At 37.8% G+C, this 17503-nt stretch carries 13 protein-coding genes; 5 read left to right on the forward strand and 8 right to left on the reverse strand.

What is annotated here, in order from left to right; all coding sequences use genetic code 11:
• Window positions 1-118 precede the first annotated feature (118 nt).
• A complete protein-coding gene (locus ACFJGY_RS11950; protein WP_379964187.1) occupies window positions 119-853 on the forward strand; it encodes a hypothetical protein in 735 nt (244 codons plus the stop codon).
• 151 nt (window positions 854-1004) lie between these two features.
• On the opposite strand, the gene ACFJGY_RS11955 is transcribed toward ACFJGY_RS11950, so the two are convergent.
• From ACFJGY_RS11955 to ACFJGY_RS11970, 4 genes are all read right to left on the reverse strand, one after another.
• Window positions 1005-1232: a hypothetical protein gene (locus tag ACFJGY_RS11955; RefSeq protein WP_379970177.1), complete on the reverse strand. Its 228-nt coding sequence runs from the start codon at window positions 1230-1232 to the stop codon at window positions 1005-1007.
• Window positions 1233-1413: 181 nt separating this feature from the next.
• Window positions 1414-3621, reverse strand: coding sequence for a polyribonucleotide nucleotidyltransferase (locus ACFJGY_RS11960; protein ID WP_379964189.1), 2208 nt, complete (start codon window positions 3619-3621; stop codon window positions 1414-1416).
• Between the two features lie 210 nt (window positions 3622-3831).
• Entirely contained in the window at window positions 3832-5475 is a 1644-nt protein-coding gene (locus ACFJGY_RS11965) for an ABC1 kinase family protein (RefSeq protein WP_379964191.1), read from the reverse strand.
• A 205-nt stretch (window positions 5476-5680) separates the two neighbouring features.
• Complete coding sequence (locus ACFJGY_RS11970; protein WP_379964193.1) at window positions 5681-5995, reverse strand: DUF4286 family protein; 315 nt, start codon at window positions 5993-5995, stop codon at window positions 5681-5683.
• Between the two features lie 149 nt (window positions 5996-6144).
• Here ACFJGY_RS11970 and gyrA point away from each other — a divergent pair, with 149 nt between their 5' ends.
• From gyrA to fsa, 3 genes are all read left to right on the forward strand, one after another.
• Window positions 6145-8778: a DNA gyrase subunit A gene (gene gyrA / locus ACFJGY_RS11975; protein ID WP_379964195.1), complete on the forward strand. Its 2634-nt coding sequence runs from the start codon at window positions 6145-6147 to the stop codon at window positions 8776-8778.
• Between the two features lie 68 nt (window positions 8779-8846).
• Window positions 8847-10229: a hypothetical protein gene (locus ACFJGY_RS11980; protein ID WP_379964197.1), complete on the forward strand. Its 1383-nt coding sequence runs from the start codon at window positions 8847-8849 to the stop codon at window positions 10227-10229.
• A gap of 101 nt (window positions 10230-10330) precedes the next feature.
• Window positions 10331-10984: a fructose-6-phosphate aldolase gene (gene fsa / locus ACFJGY_RS11985; RefSeq protein ID WP_379964199.1), complete on the forward strand. Its 654-nt coding sequence runs from the start codon at window positions 10331-10333 to the stop codon at window positions 10982-10984.
• A gap of 85 nt (window positions 10985-11069) precedes the next feature.
• Here fsa and ACFJGY_RS11990 read toward each other — a convergent pair whose 3' ends face one another.
• The 4 genes from ACFJGY_RS11990 to proS form a co-directional block, all read right to left on the reverse strand.
• Complete coding sequence (locus ACFJGY_RS11990; protein ID WP_379964201.1) at window positions 11070-11807, reverse strand: transporter; 738 nt, start codon at window positions 11805-11807, stop codon at window positions 11070-11072.
• Window positions 11808-13139: an Nramp family divalent metal transporter gene (locus ACFJGY_RS11995; protein WP_379964203.1), complete on the reverse strand. Its 1332-nt coding sequence runs from the start codon at window positions 13137-13139 to the stop codon at window positions 11808-11810.
• A gap of 115 nt (window positions 13140-13254) precedes the next feature.
• Window positions 13255-14601 carry a DUF937 domain-containing protein gene (locus ACFJGY_RS12000; protein ID WP_379964205.1) on the reverse strand — a complete coding sequence of 449 codons (1347 nt, stop codon included), beginning with the start codon at window positions 14599-14601 and terminating at the stop codon, window positions 13255-13257.
• A 194-nt stretch (window positions 14602-14795) separates the two neighbouring features.
• Complete coding sequence (gene proS, locus ACFJGY_RS12005) at window positions 14796-16271, reverse strand: proline--tRNA ligase (protein WP_379964207.1); 1476 nt, start codon at window positions 16269-16271, stop codon at window positions 14796-14798.
• A gap of 148 nt (window positions 16272-16419) precedes the next feature.
• Between proS and ACFJGY_RS12010 the strand changes: the two genes are divergently transcribed.
• A complete protein-coding gene (locus ACFJGY_RS12010) occupies window positions 16420-17493 on the forward strand; it encodes a prolyl-tRNA synthetase (protein WP_379964209.1) in 1074 nt (357 codons plus the stop codon).
• Window positions 17494-17503: the final 10 nt, after the last annotated feature.

Below are 17503 nucleotides of genomic sequence, written 5' to 3' on the forward strand. Positions count from 1 at the left end.
GTTTTCCCATTCTCCACATTCACCCCAACCACCAATCCACAAAATAATTTATCCCAAAATTCCTCACATTCAAAATAATTTTTATATTTGGAACACTAATTTTAAAAACACAAATACAATGTCCAGCACCTCAGAAGTAGGCCACGCTAAAAACGTAGCCAACCTGCAAAAACTAATAGAGCAGGTCACCGTTTACACCCTTTACAATCCACCGGTAGAAAACCTTACCATCCCAAATCTTCGAGCACTTTACACCACAGCAGCAGCCAAACTCCCCGAAGTCGAAGAAAAACGAAATGCCAACAAAAACGCCATTGCCCTTCGCAAAGCCGCTTTCGAAAACCTGAAACCAACCTGCACCAGGATCATCAATCTATTAGACATTATGGGATTACCGCAAGGAACAATAGACCAGGCAAAATCCCTGAACCGCACCATCCAGGGCACAAAAAAGAAACCTACAACACCTGCAGAAAATCCCGACAACGGACAACCATCTACCAACAACCCAATTTCCACTTCCCGCCAATCTTACACCCAGCAGGCAGAAAATTTCGGGATTCTTTTGCAGCTGCTGACAACCATTCCGGACTACAAACCCAACGAAGAAGATTTGAAATTAGACAATCTCAATACCTACCACGAATCATTGGTCAACACCACCCAACCCGTAGACCAGACAGAAGCCGAACTCAATGTCAAACTCATAGAAAGAAATCAGATTCTATACACAGAAGGCACCGGTCTTTACGACATCGCTCAAAATGTCAAAAAATACGTCAAAGGCCTTTATGGTGCGACTTCACCAGAGTATGCCAACGTATCATCAATCAAGTTTACCGAACCTAAATAATATACAGACCTTTCAATAGTTTATTGCACCGTCTGATTTTTCTAGTGTCACATCCTGTCAGAATATTCCGGCAGGATGTTTTTATAATAATGTAATACCAGCATTGTCATCCTGAAGCTCTCGAAGGATTTTTAATAAAGAAATTCCTATTTTAATGCAATGCTTTCATATTCTCCCGTCTTGAAGTTATATTCTCGCATCCGTATACTATATTCTGCCATCCATAATTAATATTCTTACATCCGGAAATGATATTCTTACATCCGGAAATGGTATTCTTACATCCACAAACAATATTCTTGCTTCCGGAATCTATATTCTTGCATCCGTAAGTTATATTCTTACATCTGTAAATTATATTCTTGCATCCGGAAACTATATTCTTCCATTAACAATACTCCGTAGGAGTAATATGTTTGTAGAAACCACAGCTGAGTAAATTAGCGTGCCGTAGGTACGCCACAAACTGTCATCCTGAGGCTATCGAAGGCCCCCACAAACATTCCCCACAAAAAAATCCCCCGAAAACTCGGGGGATTCAATATAATTAAGACTTAATTTTAAGCTTCGTTCAAAGGTTTGTGTTCTCCCGGTTGGTCTCTGCCTTCAGGATTTACATTTCCTTCATTTCTTGGTTTCGGTGCCGGTCTTTCTGGTCTTGGCAACAATACTTTTCTGGAAAGTTTCATTTTTTTACGGTCATCATAACCCATAAATTTCACCTCAACAGAATCGCCTTCGTTGTAAGGCACTTTATCAAGACGCGCCCACTCGATTTCAGAGATGTGAAGTAATCCTTCAGTTCCCTTAGCAATCGCTACAAATGCCCCGAAATCCATTACTTTCACAACTTTACCTTGGTAAACTTCACCTACAGTCGGTACAAAAGTGATCTCGTTGATCTTCGCAATCGCCTCGTTGATTTTCTCTCTGCTGACACCGGAAATTTCGATTCTACCGATCTCTCCAACTTCTTCGATGGCGATAACCGTATCTGTATCTTTCTGCATCTGCTGAATGATCTTTCCACCAGGTCCGATAACCGCACCAATGAAATCTTTAGAGATCTCTAGCATTACCATTTTCGGAGCGTGAGGTTTCACGTCTTCTCTTGGTGCAGAGATCGTTTCATTTAATTTATCAAGGATATGCAATCTTCCGTCTCTGGCTTGTAGAAGGGCTTTTTCCATAATGTCCATAGACAATCCCTGGATTTTTATGTCCATCTGGCAAGCCGTGATTCCGTCTGCGGTTCCTGTAACTTTGAAGTCCATATCTCCCAGGTGATCTTCATCACCCAAGATATCAGAAAGCACTGTGAATTTCCCTGATTTTACATCAGTTACCAATCCCATTGCGATTCCGGAAACTGGTTTCTTGATTTGAACACCCGCATCCATCAATGCTAAAGTTCCTGCACAAACAGTTGCCATAGAAGATGAACCGTTGGATTCCAAAATATCAGAAACAATACGGATGGTGTAAGGATTTTCTTCCGGGATCATATTCGCCAAAGCTCTTTGAGCCAGGTTTCCGTGACCAACTTCTCTTCTTGAAGTTCCTCTCAAAGGACGAGCTTCACCAGTTGAGAATGGTGGGAAGTTATAATGTAGGAAGAATCTCTCGTCATAGTTGATCATCACGCTGTCAACCATATTTGCATCTTTCACTGAACCTAGAGTTACAGCCGTCAAAGATTGAGTTTCCCCTCTTGTAAAGATGGCAGAACCGTGTGCTCCCGGTAAATAATCGATCTCGCTCCAGATCGGACGGATGGTTTGAGGATCACGACCATCAAGACGAATCTTATCATTCAAGATCATCTGACGCATCGCTTCTTTCTCAACATCGTGGTAATATACTTTTACGAAAGGTGTTACTCTTTCCAATTCTTCTGCATTATCAACATATTGAGCTAAAAATTCTTCACGCACCGCTTTGAATTTTTCACCTCTTTCTTCTTTGCTGGAAGGTGATTTCGCTACTTCATATACTTTATCGTAAGTTTCTTTCCAGACTTTTTCACGGATCGCTTCATCGTGATTCTCGTGGCTGTATTCTCTTTTTGGGAAAGATTTTCCTACTTTTTCAGCCAATCTCTCCTGAGCTTCAACTTGTTTCTTAATTTCAACGTGAGCAAATTGGATAGCCTCCAGCATTTCTGCTTCAGAGATTTCCTTCATCTCGCCTTCTACCATGACGATAGAATCTTTCGTTGCACCAACCATAATATCAAGGTCAGCGATCTTAAGGTCTTCTAATTTTGGATTAACAGAAAGTTTCCCGTCAATTCTTACCACTCTTACTTCAGACATTGGTCCGTTGAAAGGGATATCTGTGATCGCAATCGCTGCAGAAGCTGCAAAACCTGCCAAATCATCCGGAATGGATTGTCCATCGTAAGAAATTAATGAAATCATTACCTGAACTTCCGCGTGGAAATCCTCAGGGAATAATGGTCTAAGAACTCTGTCCACCAAACGCATCGTCAAGATTTCCTGGTCGGATGGTCTAGCTTCTCTTCTGAAAAAGTTTCCGGGAATTTTTCCACCTGCGTAGAATTTTTCTCTGTAATCTACTGTTAAGGGTAGAAAATCTACGCCATCTTTTGCTTCTTTGCTGGCTACAACAGTTGCTAAAAGCATTGTTCCACCCATTTTTACTACTACGGATCCATCAGCCTGTTTTGCCAATTTTCCTGTTTCAATTGTGATCTCTCTGCCGTCTGCAAGAATGACCGTTTCTGTAATTGCTTGAGGTATACTCATAAAATGTTTTGTGTTGCACTCCGTATTGAGTGCTTTAATTAATTATATTTCGTCTAAAAATGTGGTGCAAATTTAAGGTATTTATTTGAATATAATTAATAGGTATCAAAACAAGTGTTTTGGATAACTATTTAAAAATAATTTCTCATAGATCAGGCTAATCTCAAAGATTTATTATGTAAAATCTGCTCAATCTGCGAGACTAAAAAATTATTTTCTCGTAACTCTTAACAAAAGAATAATAACGAGTACTACTGAGAATACAAATCCCAAAACCGCAACCAAAGACATCTCTCCAATTCTTGGCTCGGATTCTGAAACGAAAACAATGGCTGTCGCAATAATATTTGCTCCTAAAATCATCGCTAAAATGAGATTGACAATACTTGATTTGATGAGATTGTTGGTTTTCTCAATATTTTTGATTTCACTCGAAATGGTAAATTTATTATCATCCAGTTTCTGCAAAACTGATCTAAGTTCTTTCGGAATTTCATCTACATTATCTGTGAAATTCATCATTCTGTCCATTCCGTTTTTGAATAGCTTTTTTGGACTGATCTTTCTCGTCAGGATTTTTTTGGTGTAAGGATGAAGGCTTTTGACGATATCCAGATCAGGATTGATCGTTCTCCCAACGCCTTCTATCAGACCAATGCCTTTAAATAACAGATAAAAATAATCCGGCATATAAAGCTGATTGTCCTTCAAAACATCTTTCATTTTATTAATGATAATATGCGGATCAATGTCTTTCAGTGAGGTGCTGTGAACGAAATTCAGAACCTCCTCCACATCATTTTCAAATCTTCTCTCATCGGGAATCTCGTAACTGACCGCCATTTTTTTCAAAGATCTTACGATTTTATTAGAATTTTTAGCTACAAAAGCAATAATCAGATTCTCCAAAATCTCCTTATCATTCGGCTGGATTTTCCCGACAGCACCAAAATCAATGAAGACCACTCGCCCATCTTTCTTCACCAAAATATTTCCGGCGTGAGGATCGGCGTGGAAAAAACCGTAATCCAAAATCTGAGAAACGAAAAGCCTCAAACCAACTTCCGAAATCTTAACCGGATCAATATTATGATTTAAAAGTTCAGCTTTGTCCGTGACTTTGATTCCATCAATAAACTCCATACAAAGGACATTATTATTTGAAAATTCGTCATAGACAATCGGAACATAGGTTTCTTTATTATTTTTGAAATTTAAAGCGAACTGTTTGATGTTATTACGTTCACTGACCAAAGAAACTTCCTCCAGCAAAGACTTTTCGAAGGTGGCTATGGCTTGTTTTAAATTTAATTTTGCGCCAATTTCAGAATAGGTTGAAATCAACTTCACTAAGTCCTTTATCAGAAGCAAATCATCCTCGATAACACTTAAAACATCCGGCTTTTTAATTTTTAAAATAACCGCTTCACCAGTTATCAAAGTAGCTTTGTAAACCTGCGCAATAGAAGCTGTTGCCAAAGGTTTTGAAATAATTTCCGAGAAATGCTCTTTGATATAGATATTGAATTCATTCTCTAAAATTTCATTTACATTCATATCAACAACTTCCACCCGATCCTGAAGTTTTTGCAACTCCTGAATCAATTCCGGCGGAAGCAAATCTTCCCGATTACTGAAGGTTTGCCCAAGCTTCACAAACGTTGGACCCAACTCTTCCAAAACCATCCTGATCCTTTCGTAAACGGTTCCTTTGGAGATGATTTCATCAGACTGCGCAGAATTTTCCTCAGGTTTTTTTCCCATTCTTGCAATCAGATCTTTAAAGCCGTACTTACTGAGAACTGATATTAGTCTGGCAGAACGTTTAAATTTTCGCTGTTGTTTGTCGAACATAAATTATAAAATAAAGGAGCTACAAAGTAACTCCAAAAATTATTCCTACAAAATTAAAAGTCTTTGAGAACATCTGACTGATCTTCCGCAAAACTTTAAAATAGAAAATCTCGCAGATTTGGCAGATCAAGCAGATTTATATAAAATAATCTGCAAAATTTGCTAAATCTGCGAGAGAAATACTTTTAGTTATCCGAATTATATTTTAAAATCTTTTCTTTTTAGGATCAAGGAAAGTTGGAAAAATCATCACTGTCGATCCAAATCTTTGTGCAATTCTTTCCTCGAGGTTCACCAGTTCGCTTTCCATAAACTGATTTCTCATTTCGTCATTATCAAAAACAAGAAACAGATTGGTATTTTTCCCTTCGCTTACCATGTCAGATTGAACTTCGGAAAGGATATACTGCTCCACATCCAAAAGATTTTCCACCATCTGATGCAGATCATTTTCCACATAGAGATCCCATTCTTCAATTTTATTTTCGATTGTATGAAATGTAATACTAAGGATGCTCATTTTTTATATTTTTTTATGATTAATGTTGATAAATTCAGAATGCAAAAATCGTATTTTTTTTGTAAATTAGCCCGTTATAAAAAACAGAAAAACTTGAAGCATCAGAATGCATTTTAAGATTCTGATTTACAATAAATTAAAAAATATTTATGCATAAGGAAGGAGAAAGGTTAATACCAATCAACATTGTTGACGAGATGAGAACCTCTTACATCGATTACTCGATGTCAGTAATTGTATCAAGAGCTTTGCCGGATGTAAGAGACGGACTGAAACCCGTTCACAGAAGAGTGCTTTACGGTATGTACGGTCTGAATGTCTTTTCTAACAGAAAACATTTGAAATCTGCGAGAATTGTCGGAGACGTTTTAGGTAAATATCACCCGCACGGCGACAGCTCTGTTTATGACGCAATGGTAAGAATGGCTCAGCCTTGGAGTCTGCGTTATCAGATGGTTGACGGACAGGGTAACTTTGGTTCTATGGACGGTGATCCGCCGGCAGCAATGCGTTACACCGAAGCAAGACTTAAAAAAATATCAGACGAGATCCTTGCCGATCTTGATAAAGAAACAGTTGATTTCCAGAATAACTTTGATGACAGTATGACGGAACCAACGGTTCTTCCTACCAGAATCCCAAACCTTTTGGTAAACGGTGCTTCCGGAATCGCAGTTGGTATGGCAACGAATATGGCGCCCCACAATTTATCCGAAAGTATTGATGCAATTTGTGCCTATATTGATGATAAGGAGATCTCAGTCGATGAGCTGATGAAGCATATCATTGCTCCGGATTTCCCGACAGGCGGAATTATTTATGGTTACGACGGTGTTCGTGATGCTTTCCACACAGGAAGAGGACGTATCGTATTGAGAGCGAAAATCAATTTTGAAGAGATCGGAAACAGAAATGCGATCATCGTGACAGAAATTCCTTACCAAGTCAACAAAGCAGAGATGATTGCCAGAACCGCTGAATTGGTAAAAGATGACAAACTTCCCGGAATCTATGAGATCCGTGATGAATCTGACAGAAACGGAATGCGTATCGTTTATGAACTTAAGAATGATGCAATACCAAATGTTGTATTAAACCTTTTATATAAATATACTTCTTTACAGACTTCATTTTCAGTTAATAACATTGCCTTAGTTAAAGGAAGACCTGTACAGCTGAATGTGAAGGATATGATTCTGCATTTCGTAGATCACCGTCACGAAGTTATTGTAAGAAGAACAAAATACGAACTGAGAAAAGCACAGGAAAGAGCCCACATTCTTGAAGGCTTTATGAAAGTAATCGGAACTCAGGATTCTCTTGACAGAGCGATTGCAATCATCCGTCACAGTGCTAATCCACAAGCTGCAAAAGAAGGTTTGATTGAGGAATTCGAACTTTCCGAAATCCAGGCTCAGGCAGTTCTTGATCTTCGTCTGGCTCGTCTTACCGGAATGGAATTGGACAAGATCCGTGCTGAGTATGAAGAAATCATGGCCTTAATAAAAGACCTGGAAGATATTTTGACGAATGAGCCAAGACGTTATGAGATTATCAAAACTGAGCTTCTTGAAATCAAAGAAAAATATGGCGACGAGAGGCGTTCGGAAATCGATTATACTGGTGGAGAATTCTCTATTGAGGATATGATCCCGGATGAAAAAGTTGTTTTGACGATTTCTCACGCTGGTTACATCAAAAGAACACTTCTTTCCGAATATAAAGTACAATCCAGAGGCGGCGTTGGAAACAGAGCTGCAACGACAAGAGACGAGGATTTCTTAGAATATATTGTTACAGCAACCAACCACGAATATCTTTTATTCTTTACCGAAAAAGGAAAATGTTTCTGGCTAAGGGTTTTCGAAGTTCCGGAAGGATCTAAAACTGCGAAAGGAAGAGCTGTCCAAAACCTAATTAATATAGAACAGGACGATAAGATCAAGGCTTACATCAGAACCAAAGATCTTAAGAATCAGGAATATATCAACCAAATGAATGTTGTGATGATTACCAAAAACGGAACCATCAAGAAAACATCTTTGGAAGCTTACTCCAGACCAAGAACAAATGGTGTAAACGCCATCGAGATCCGTGATAATGACCAGCTTTTGGGCGCAAAATTGACAGACGGAAATTCTGAAATTATGATCGCTACAAAAAATGGAAAATGTATCCGTTTCCCTGAAGAAAAAGCCAGAGCTGTCGGTAGAGGATCTATTGGTGTGAGAGGAATTTCGCTTGAGGATAAAGACGAAGTTATCGGAATGATTGTTGTTAATGATCTGGAAAATGATACTGTATTAGTTGTTTCTGAAAGAGGTTATGGAAAAAGAACGGCCGTTGAAGATTACCGTGTAACGAATCGTGGTGGAAAAGGTGTTATCACTCTTAATATTACTGAAAAAACCGGAAACCTAATCGCTATTCAAAGCGTAACAGACGAAGACGGATTGATGATTATCAACAAATCCGGTGTTGCTATCCGAATGAATATGAACGAAATGCGTGTCATGGGTAGAAATACTCAGGGTGTGAAAGTCATTAACCTCAAATCCAGCGACGAAATTGCAGCCATTGCAAAAGTAGAAATGGACAAGGAAGTCGTAGAAGAAGAAGGTGAAGAAACTGCAGAAAACGACAGCAACAATCCGGAATTCAAATTAAAACCTCAAAAAGGAGGCGAAAATAAAGTTATTGAAGAAGATGAATTGGAGGAAACAGAAAATACCGACGATCAAAATGCTTCTGAAAATACTGACGAAACCGAAGACAAAGAATAATAAAAGTTAAAAATAATATGAAATCGCTTGCGATAACATATGACAATAAGAACAATAAAAATTAACATATGAAAAGATTAATTTTAAGTTTAGCAGTTTTATCTGTAACATTGATGAATGCACAGAAAAAAGAAATCGCTAACGCTGTAAAAGCAGTTGATTCAGGAGATCTTCCAACTGCAAATTCAGAAATATCAAAAGCAGAAGGTATTTTTGGCGACAAAACTTATTTGTTGGAACCTTCCGTTCTTGAGCAATATTATTATGCAAAAGGATTTTCATTATTGAAAGCCGGAAAAAATACAGAAGGCGCAGAATATCTTGCAAAAATTGCGAATCTTGGAACAGAAGCAATCTATACAGGAAAAGATGCTGAAAAAAACAAAGTTTATTTTGTAGGGAAAGATGCTGCAGATAAATTTGGAGCTGGATTATCTTTAAAACAAGATAAATATTCGCCTGCGCTTGGTGATAAGCTTAGAAGTTCGATAGATCCACTTCTCAGAAAAGCAAATGAAGCAGCTACAAGCAGCTACAACAGTAAAAACTTTGATGTTGCCGGAGAAAAATTTGCAGAGACCTATTATCTTTTCAAAGCAGCAGGTCAGGATGACAAAACTTATCTTTATTATGCTGGTGTTGCTTATGCTCAATCGGCTAACAATAAAGCTAAAGCTGTTGACATTCTGAATTCTTTGATTAAATCTGGTTATACAGGAATTGAAACCAATTATACTGCAAAAAACACCAAGACCGGTAATGTAGAAAAACTAGACAAAGCAGCTTTTGATCTTTATAAAAAAACACCGGATGGCGCGGGTTATTCGGATTTCAAAGCAGAAAAAACACCTAGCAAACAAGAAGAGCTTTACGAAATAACTGCAAGTCTTTTATTCGAGCAGCAAAAGTATGATGAAGCATCTGCTCTTGCTGATGAAGGATTGAAAAAATTCCCAAACAATCAATCGCTTGCTCAGGTTCAAAGCAATTCTTATTTCAAATCCGGTAAAACAGATGAGTTTGTAAACAATCTGAAAGCGAAGATTGCCAAGAATCCGACTGATAAAGAAAGTCTTTATAACCTTGGGGTAATGCTAAGTAAAGATCCTTCAAAAAATGCAGAAGCAGAAGCTACATACAAAAAACTGGTAGAGATCGATCCAAAATATCCTAATGCACTTAACAATCTTGTATTTGTTATTCTAGGTGAAGATGAAGTTGCCATTAATGAATACAGAGATCTTAAAAAAGCAGGGAAAATCGATGCTGCCAACAAAGTTCTTGAACAAAGAAGAGCAAGATTCCAGAAAGCCTTGCCTTACGCAGAAAAAATGTACGAGACATATCCAACCAATAAAGAAGTCGTAAGCCTTCTGAAAGGAATGTATATGACAACACAAAACACTGCTAAATACAACGAATTCAAAGCAAAAGAAACTGCAATGAAATAATATAAGGAAGCCTTCGGGCTTCTTTTTTTTGCATTTTTATGTAGTAAAGTAAAAATGTATATTTGCGAATAAATTTTTCAAAAACTTATAAAAATCTATATATGAAATTTTTTATAGACACTGCCAACTTAGCGCAGATCAAAGAAGCACAAGATCTTGGGATTCTGGATGGTGTTACAACCAATCCTTCACTTATGGCAAAAGAAGGGATCTCTGGCAAAGAAGCGATTAACAAACATTATGTTGACATTTGTAACATCTCAGACGGCGATGTTTCTGCAGAAGTTCTTTCTACAACTTACGAAGAAATGATCAAAGAGGGAGATGAACTGGCAGCTCTTCACGAGAGAATCGTGGTGAAGATCCCAATGATAAAAGACGGCATCAAAGCATTAAAATATTTTTCTGATAAAGGTGTTAAAACCAACTGTACACTTATTTTCTCAGCAGGACAAGCTCTTTTGGCAGCCAAAGCAGGAGCAACTTATGTCTCTCCTTTTTTAGGAAGACTGGATGACATTTCTGTAGATGGCCTTAACCTTATAGAAGAAATTCGTCTTATTTTTGACAACTATCATTTCGAAACGGAGATTTTGGCAGCATCCATCAGAAGTCCTATGCATATCATCAATTGTGCAAAAATCGGAGCAGATGTTATTACGTCTCCACTTCCATCGATTCTTAATTTATTAAATCATCCGCTTACAGATTCAGGTCTGGCTCAATTTGTGGCAGATTCCAAGAAGTTGGGATAAGCTAATTAGTCGTAATTCAAATAAAATATATGCCCTTAACTTCTTAGTTCAAGGGCATTATTTTTATAATTTCTATTATTTAAAATCACGAATGCTTTTTCAGATCAAATCTGTGAGAGATCCCGAATGAGAAAAAATGTTTTGATGAAATATGAGACAACCCGTTTCCCAGAGAAAAGTCTAAAGCAAAATCATTATTAACCAGATAAATAATTCCACTATCTATTCGGTTATCAGCAGTATGATAGTGACTCATAAAACCATATAATTCTACGTAACCACGCAATTTCTTTGTAAAGGATTTACCAACGGTCAAAGTATAAATATAATCTTCCTGCATATCTTCGTCCCATTCCATTCCCAGATTGTACCCTAAATCTACACTTTCGGAGAGGTCATTTTGAAAAACAAAACGAAAAGAAGGAATAAGTCTTGTGTTTTCAGAATCGTCTTTAGCAATTTCCAGATGTCCAATAAATGATGTTTTCGGAATAATACCTTTTGGTTCAAAAAGGCTTGTTTTAAAACCGACTTTTATAGGTTCAAGTTTAGTAATACCGGTTTCAGAAGAGATCTCCGTGATAAGCCTTAATTCGGTATTCCCATTGATTCCGTATTTCCACAGCACGCTTGGAATTACGTAATGCATTTCGCCGTTGGCTGTTTTCTCGGATAAAAAACCACTTTCAAACTGAAAAAAATTCTTAGGTACTACAAATGGCGTTTCCGTCTGATCAGGTCTGTCAAGTTCAATCTTGTCTTGTCCAGAAACAAAAATTGACAGGCTTAATAATAAAAAGGAAACGATTCTGATTCTAAGCATCTAGAAAAAAGTTTGAAATAAAAGATAAAGATTTAATACGATAATGATTGCACTAATGACAAATGCCAGAATTTTGAGCCACATTTTGTTGGCAAACTCCCCCATCTTAGCTTTGCTGTTGGTAAACATTACCAATGGAACAACGGCAAAACTCAATTGCATAGACAATACTACCTGACTGAAAACCAATAACTGTGCCGTCCCGTTTTCACCATAAATAATTGAAATAATCAAAGCTGGAATAATGGCAATAGTTCTGGTTATCAATCTCCTTACCCAAGGTTTTAATCTGATATTAAGGAATCCTTCCATCACGATCTGTCCGGCGAGTGTTCCTGTCAAGGTAGAATTCTGCCCGGAAGCCAGCAACGCAATTCCAAAAAATATACTTGCCAGGGTTGTTCCCAAAAGCGGTGTCAAAAGCTTATAAGCATCATTGATATCAGCCACATCTTTATTTCCAGAAGTATGGAAAGTTGCCGCAGCAATAATCAGAATTGCAGCATTGATTACAAAAGCCAGCATTAGGGAAAGACTGCTGTCAATGCTTGCAAATTTCAGCGCTTCTTTTTTTCCTTCTGTCGTTCTTGGATAATTTCTGGTTTGTACAATACTGCTGTGGAGGTAAAGATTATGAGGCATTACTGTTGCACCCAAAATTCCAATAGCAATATATAACATAGATGGATTGGTGATGATTTCTTTTTTCGGAATCAAACCTTTTAACAAAGGAAATATATCTGGCTTGCTAAGGAAAATCTCATAAAAGAAAGCTATGAAAATAATGAAAATCAAACCGCCGACAATGCTTTCTATATACCGGAAACCTCTTGACTGCAGGAATAAGATCAAAAAGACATCAATAATGGTAATCACAACGCCAACACTCAGCGGAATTCCAAATAACAGGTTAAGTGCAATCGCAGATCCGATAACTTCAGCGAGATCACAGGCAGCAATTGCTATTTCGCAGAAAATCCAAAGAACAAAATTGACAGCCGGATGAAAATGATCTTTACACGCTTGTGCCAAATCCCGTTCGGCAACAACCCCTAACTTTACAGACAAATGCTGCAAAAGAATGGCAAATAAATTTGAAATTAAAATAACTGATAGCAAAGTATAACCGAACTGTGCACCACCTGCAATATCTGTCGCCCAGTTTCCCGGATCCATATATCCAACGGCCACCAATAGTCCCGGTCCCATATAGGCCAGTAATTTTTTTTTGAAACTCCCGTCTTTAGGGATATGTACGCTCGAGAAAACCTCATGAAGAGAATTCGAACTCTTCTCTTTTCTCCAGCCAGTATTATGATCTGCTTGACTCAATGATTTAAAATTGTTAGATTAGACTAACAAAAATAGTTATACTATACTTAACTCGCAAATTAACAATAAAAAAACTGCCAATTTACTTGGCAGTTTATATTTGATATAAAATAATTTATTTGGTAAATCTGATAGATGTTTTTCTGTCAGATTCTCTTTCTTTGTCTGTAGCTTCTGCCGGAACTTTTGCAAATTTGGATCCGTAACCTTCTGCTTCCAATACCTGAGCAGAGCTAAGTGCAGATTTTACAGCTGATGCTCTGTCTCCGGATAATTTAAGATTCGTGTTAGCATCACCTTTTTTATCCGTGTAAGCTCCGATTTTAATTTTAGCGTCTGGAAATTCAGCCAAAATCATTTTCAAATTATCTAACTGAACTTGAGATTCCGGTGTTAATTTTGTTGTTCCAAATTCGAAATTCAGATTATCAAAATTGAACCATCTTTCTTTTAATTGATCTTCTGTAGAGTTTTTATATTCGTCAGATTTCAGGAAAGCAACGATTTGATCTTCAATACCACCTTTGTAAGCTTGCAGTGTTTTTCCACTTGGTAAAGTCACAACCATTGTTTCTCTTGTTGTAATAACGGAATCTCCAGATGGAGCAACGGAATCTTTTACAACCGTTGTAGAATCTACTGTTGCTACAGGAACCGGTTCTACTTTTTTATCACATTGTTTCCAGAAAAACCAACCTAATAGTAATAATAAAAGCAATGGTAACAGCCATTTCCAGATGCTGCTGCCAGAGTTATCAGAAACGATCTCGTGAGTCGTTCCACTTCTGGTAACATCTATTTTAGGCGTTTCGGTTACAACTGGTTTAGACGTTTCGCTGATAACAGGATTTTCTGTAACAGGCGTTACCGGATTCAAGTCTGCAATTGGCGTTTGTAAAGGTTCCGGAACCACATTTATAGGTTCAGCATCTACTGATCCAAACCAATTTCCCAATCCTAAAGATGCAAAACTAAAACCTGCCGGTAAAAGTGAAGTCAGAAGTCCTTTCTGATCACTTAATAACGTTCCGAAAGAAGAAGCATCTAAGTTATTTTCTACAGCATATTTCCCTAAAGTTCCTGCGGTTGCTCCGGTTACTAGATTTAATAATGAATTTGTAGATTCAGTTTTAATTCCTGCATAAGAAGAAACAGCACTTGTGATCGCGGCAAGCTTATCGCCATCTCCGAATATTAAGCTTAAAATCTTTGAAATTACAGAATCACTTCCGCTAAGATTTCCAAGCAGATTAGATAATACTCCTGAAGATGCAGCATCCTTTACTGTACTGAAAAGTTCGGATTGTGTATTGCTGTTTGCAAATCCCCCAATCACAGCTGGTAGTAGAGCAGAAATAGCTTTTGAAATTCCTGATTCACTTTCTCCAAGTTGAGTTGCAGACTGAGAAACCGTTGAAGGTCCGAGCTGACCTTTGATTAAGTCGATAAGATTAGTTGACATAATAGTTTATTTTTAATGTTTGATGTATTGTAATGTTACCAAATATTAATCCACAATTTTTTATTATTGATAATTTTATTAAAACTTTAACAAATTTGAATTTAACTTTTAGAAAATTTGAAATAATACGATTCTCTAAAACAAAAATCCGCCCCAAAATTTTGGGGCGGATTTGAATATTTGAAATTAAAATATTAATATGCCTTTGCAAAGACAACTCTTTGTTTGGAAGGCTTTCCGGATATTAAGGAAACACCATCTTCCTGTTCATTATTCAAAGGAATACATCTGATCGTTGCTTTGGTTTCCTGCTTGATCTGCTCTTCCTCTTCCGCTGTTCCATCCCAATGTGCGAGGATGAAACCGCCTTTTTCCTTCAGAACAGATTTGAATTCTTCATAAGAATCAACTTTCGTGATATTTTCTTCTTTGAATTTCAATGCTTTGTTATAAATATCTTTCTGAATAGTTTTCAATAATTCTTCGATATAAACGTCAAGACCTTCGATAGAGACAGTTTCCTTTGTCAAATTATCTCTTCTTGCCAATTCGACCGTTTTATTTTCAAGATCTCTTTGACCAAGTGCGATTCTCAATGGAACGCCTTTCAGTTCATATTCAGCAAATTTCCAGCCCGGTTTGTTCTGAGTATCATTATCAAATTTTACCGAAATTCCTTTTGCTTTCAATTTGTTCTGAATTTCCAAAGCCACTTCACTTATTTCAGCCAATTGTTCTTCTCCTTTGAAAATCGGAACAATCACAACCTGAATCGGAGCCAGAGTTGGAGGTAAAACTAATCCAAGATCATCGGAATGTGTCATAATCAATGCGCCCATTAATCTTGTAGAAGTTCCCCAGGATGAAGCCCAAGGATATTCTAATTTACCTTCTTTATTGGTGAATTTCACATCAAATGCTTTTGGAAAACTCTGTCCAAGGAAGTGAGATGTTCCAGCTTGCAAAGCTTTCCCATCCTGCATCAAAGCTTCGATGCAATAAGTCTCATCCGCTCCGGCAAATCTTTCAGAAGGCGTTTTGATTCCTCTGAAAACAGGAATTCCCATAAACTCTTCAGCAAATTTGGCATAGACTTCCAGCATTTTTTCAGTTTCTTCAACAGCTTCTTCTTTTGTTGCGTGAGCAGTGTGACCTTCCTGCCAAAGGAATTCGGCAGTTCTAAGGAATAATCTTGTTCTCATCTCCCAACGTACAACATTTGCCCATTGGTTGATAAGGATCGGTAAATCTCTGTAAGACTGGATCCAATTTTTATAAGTGCTCCAGATAATTGCTTCGGAAGTTGGACGAACAACCAGCTCTTCCTCCAGCTTTGCATCTGGGTCTACTATTAATTTGCTTGGATTATTAGGATCTGTTTTTAATCTGTAATGGGTTACGACAGCACATTCTTTGGCAAAACCTTCTGCATTTTTTTCTTCCGCTTCGAATAAGCTTTTGGGTACAAACAATGGAAAATAAGCATTCTGATGTCCGGTTTCTTTGAACTTTTTATCCATCTCGTCACGCATCTTTTCCCAAATTGCATAACCATAAGGTTTGATCACCATACATCCTCTAACACTGGAGTTTTCTGCTAAATCTGCTTTAACAACCAATTCATTATACCACTTGCTATAATCTTCTGCTCTTGATGTTAATTTTGCCATAAATTTTTTAAACTATTTTTTAACTTTTTTAACTTTTCCTAATCTAAATAAAAAGCCTAATTTTACGGTACTTTGTAAATAATTACTGGTATAAAATTTGGTTTCTTTTTAAGAATACAAATATAGCAAACTTAATACTTCTCATAAAATGAAAAATATCAACAATAAACACTTATTAAATCTGATCAAATCAAAAGCTTTGATCTTGATTGCCAGCAGTTCTCTTTTGACTTCTTGTGTGATCTACACAGGTGGCTATTCAGAAACTGATGGTGTATATTATGATCCTAACAAGGATTCTTTACCTGCCGGTTCATATTCCGGCAGTTATGGTAATCAGGTTGATGATTACTACAATTATCAGGACACTTACCCAAGTATCTATGATAACAACCAACAGAATATCCAGGATCAAAACAACCGATATGCCTTGACAAATGATTCTGACTGGGGATCTTACACCGGAACAGAAACCAATTACACCAGTTTTAACAATTGGGGTTATGGCGGTTGGGGAATGGGCTTCGGATACGGAGGTTTTGGTGGCTGGGGATATCCAGGCTACGGAATCTATGGCTGGAACAGTCCTTTCAACTCTTGGGGTTGGGGATTGGGATTCGGCTGGGGTAGTTCTTTCTACTCGCCTTGGGGCTGGGGCGGCGGATTTTATGATCCGTTCTATTCCGGATTTGGCTGGGGCGGTTACTATGGAGGCGGATATTATGGAGGAAACTATTACCGTCCGATTTATAACAGATCGGGTGTCAATGGAGGAAGACTTGGTGGGATGATCTCTCAAAACAGAGGTATCGGCAGAAACACCAGCCGTTTTCAGGGAATCAATAACAGCGGATTCCGTCCAAACAGAAATATAAGAAATGAAGTTGGAAATATGAATAGTGGTTTTAGAAATCCTAATAATGGTATAAGAACTTCTAACGGCATCAGACCAAACTTCCCTAATGGAGGTGTAAGAACTTCCAACGGTATTAGACCTAACTTCCCTAACAATGGAGGAACAAGAACTCAGACTTATCCTAATAACGGAGGAGTGAGAACTTCACCAAACAATGGCGGTTTCAGAAATGACTCCTATTCTGCACCATCAAGATCCGGAGGTAACTCTGGAGGCGGATTCAATTCCGGTGGCGGCGGATTCAGATCTGGTGGTTCAGGCGGCGGTGGCGGAATGAGATCCGGTGGCGGCGGTGGAAGAAGATAATTTTAAATTT

This window comes from Epilithonimonas sp. UC225_85 (assembly GCF_042695135.1).
In the GTDB taxonomy this organism is placed as follows: domain Bacteria; phylum Bacteroidota; class Bacteroidia; order Flavobacteriales; family Weeksellaceae; genus Epilithonimonas.

Bases quoted from the DNA above. Each gene is read 5' to 3' on its own strand.
- ACFJGY_RS11950 (WP_379964187.1), top strand. From the start codon at position 119: ATGTCCAGCACCTCAGAAGTAGGCCACGCTAAAAACGTAGCCAACCTG.
- ACFJGY_RS11960 (WP_379964189.1), bottom strand. From the start codon at position 3,621: ATGAGTATACCTCAAGCAATTACAGAAACGGTCATTCTTGCAGACGGC.
- ACFJGY_RS11965 (WP_379964191.1), bottom strand. From the start codon at position 5,475: ATGTTCGACAAACAACAGCGAAAATTTAAACGTTCTGCCAGACTAATA.
- ACFJGY_RS11970 (WP_379964193.1), bottom strand. From the start codon at position 5,995: ATGAGCATCCTTAGTATTACATTTCATACAATCGAAAATAAAATTGAA.
- gyrA (WP_379964195.1), top strand. From the start codon at position 6,145: ATGCATAAGGAAGGAGAAAGGTTAATACCAATCAACATTGTTGACGAG.
- ACFJGY_RS11980 (WP_379964197.1), top strand. From the start codon at position 8,847: ATGAAAAGATTAATTTTAAGTTTAGCAGTTTTATCTGTAACATTGATG.
- fsa (WP_379964199.1), top strand. From the start codon at position 10,331: ATGAAATTTTTTATAGACACTGCCAACTTAGCGCAGATCAAAGAAGCA.
- ACFJGY_RS11990 (WP_379964201.1), bottom strand. From the start codon at position 11,807: ATGCTTAGAATCAGAATCGTTTCCTTTTTATTATTAAGCCTGTCAATT.
- ACFJGY_RS12000 (WP_379964205.1), bottom strand. From the start codon at position 14,601: ATGTCAACTAATCTTATCGACTTAATCAAAGGTCAGCTCGGACCTTCA.
- proS (WP_379964207.1), bottom strand. From the start codon at position 16,271: ATGGCAAAATTAACATCAAGAGCAGAAGATTATAGCAAGTGGTATAAT.
- ACFJGY_RS12010 (WP_379964209.1), top strand. From the start codon at position 16,420: ATGAAAAATATCAACAATAAACACTTATTAAATCTGATCAAATCAAAA.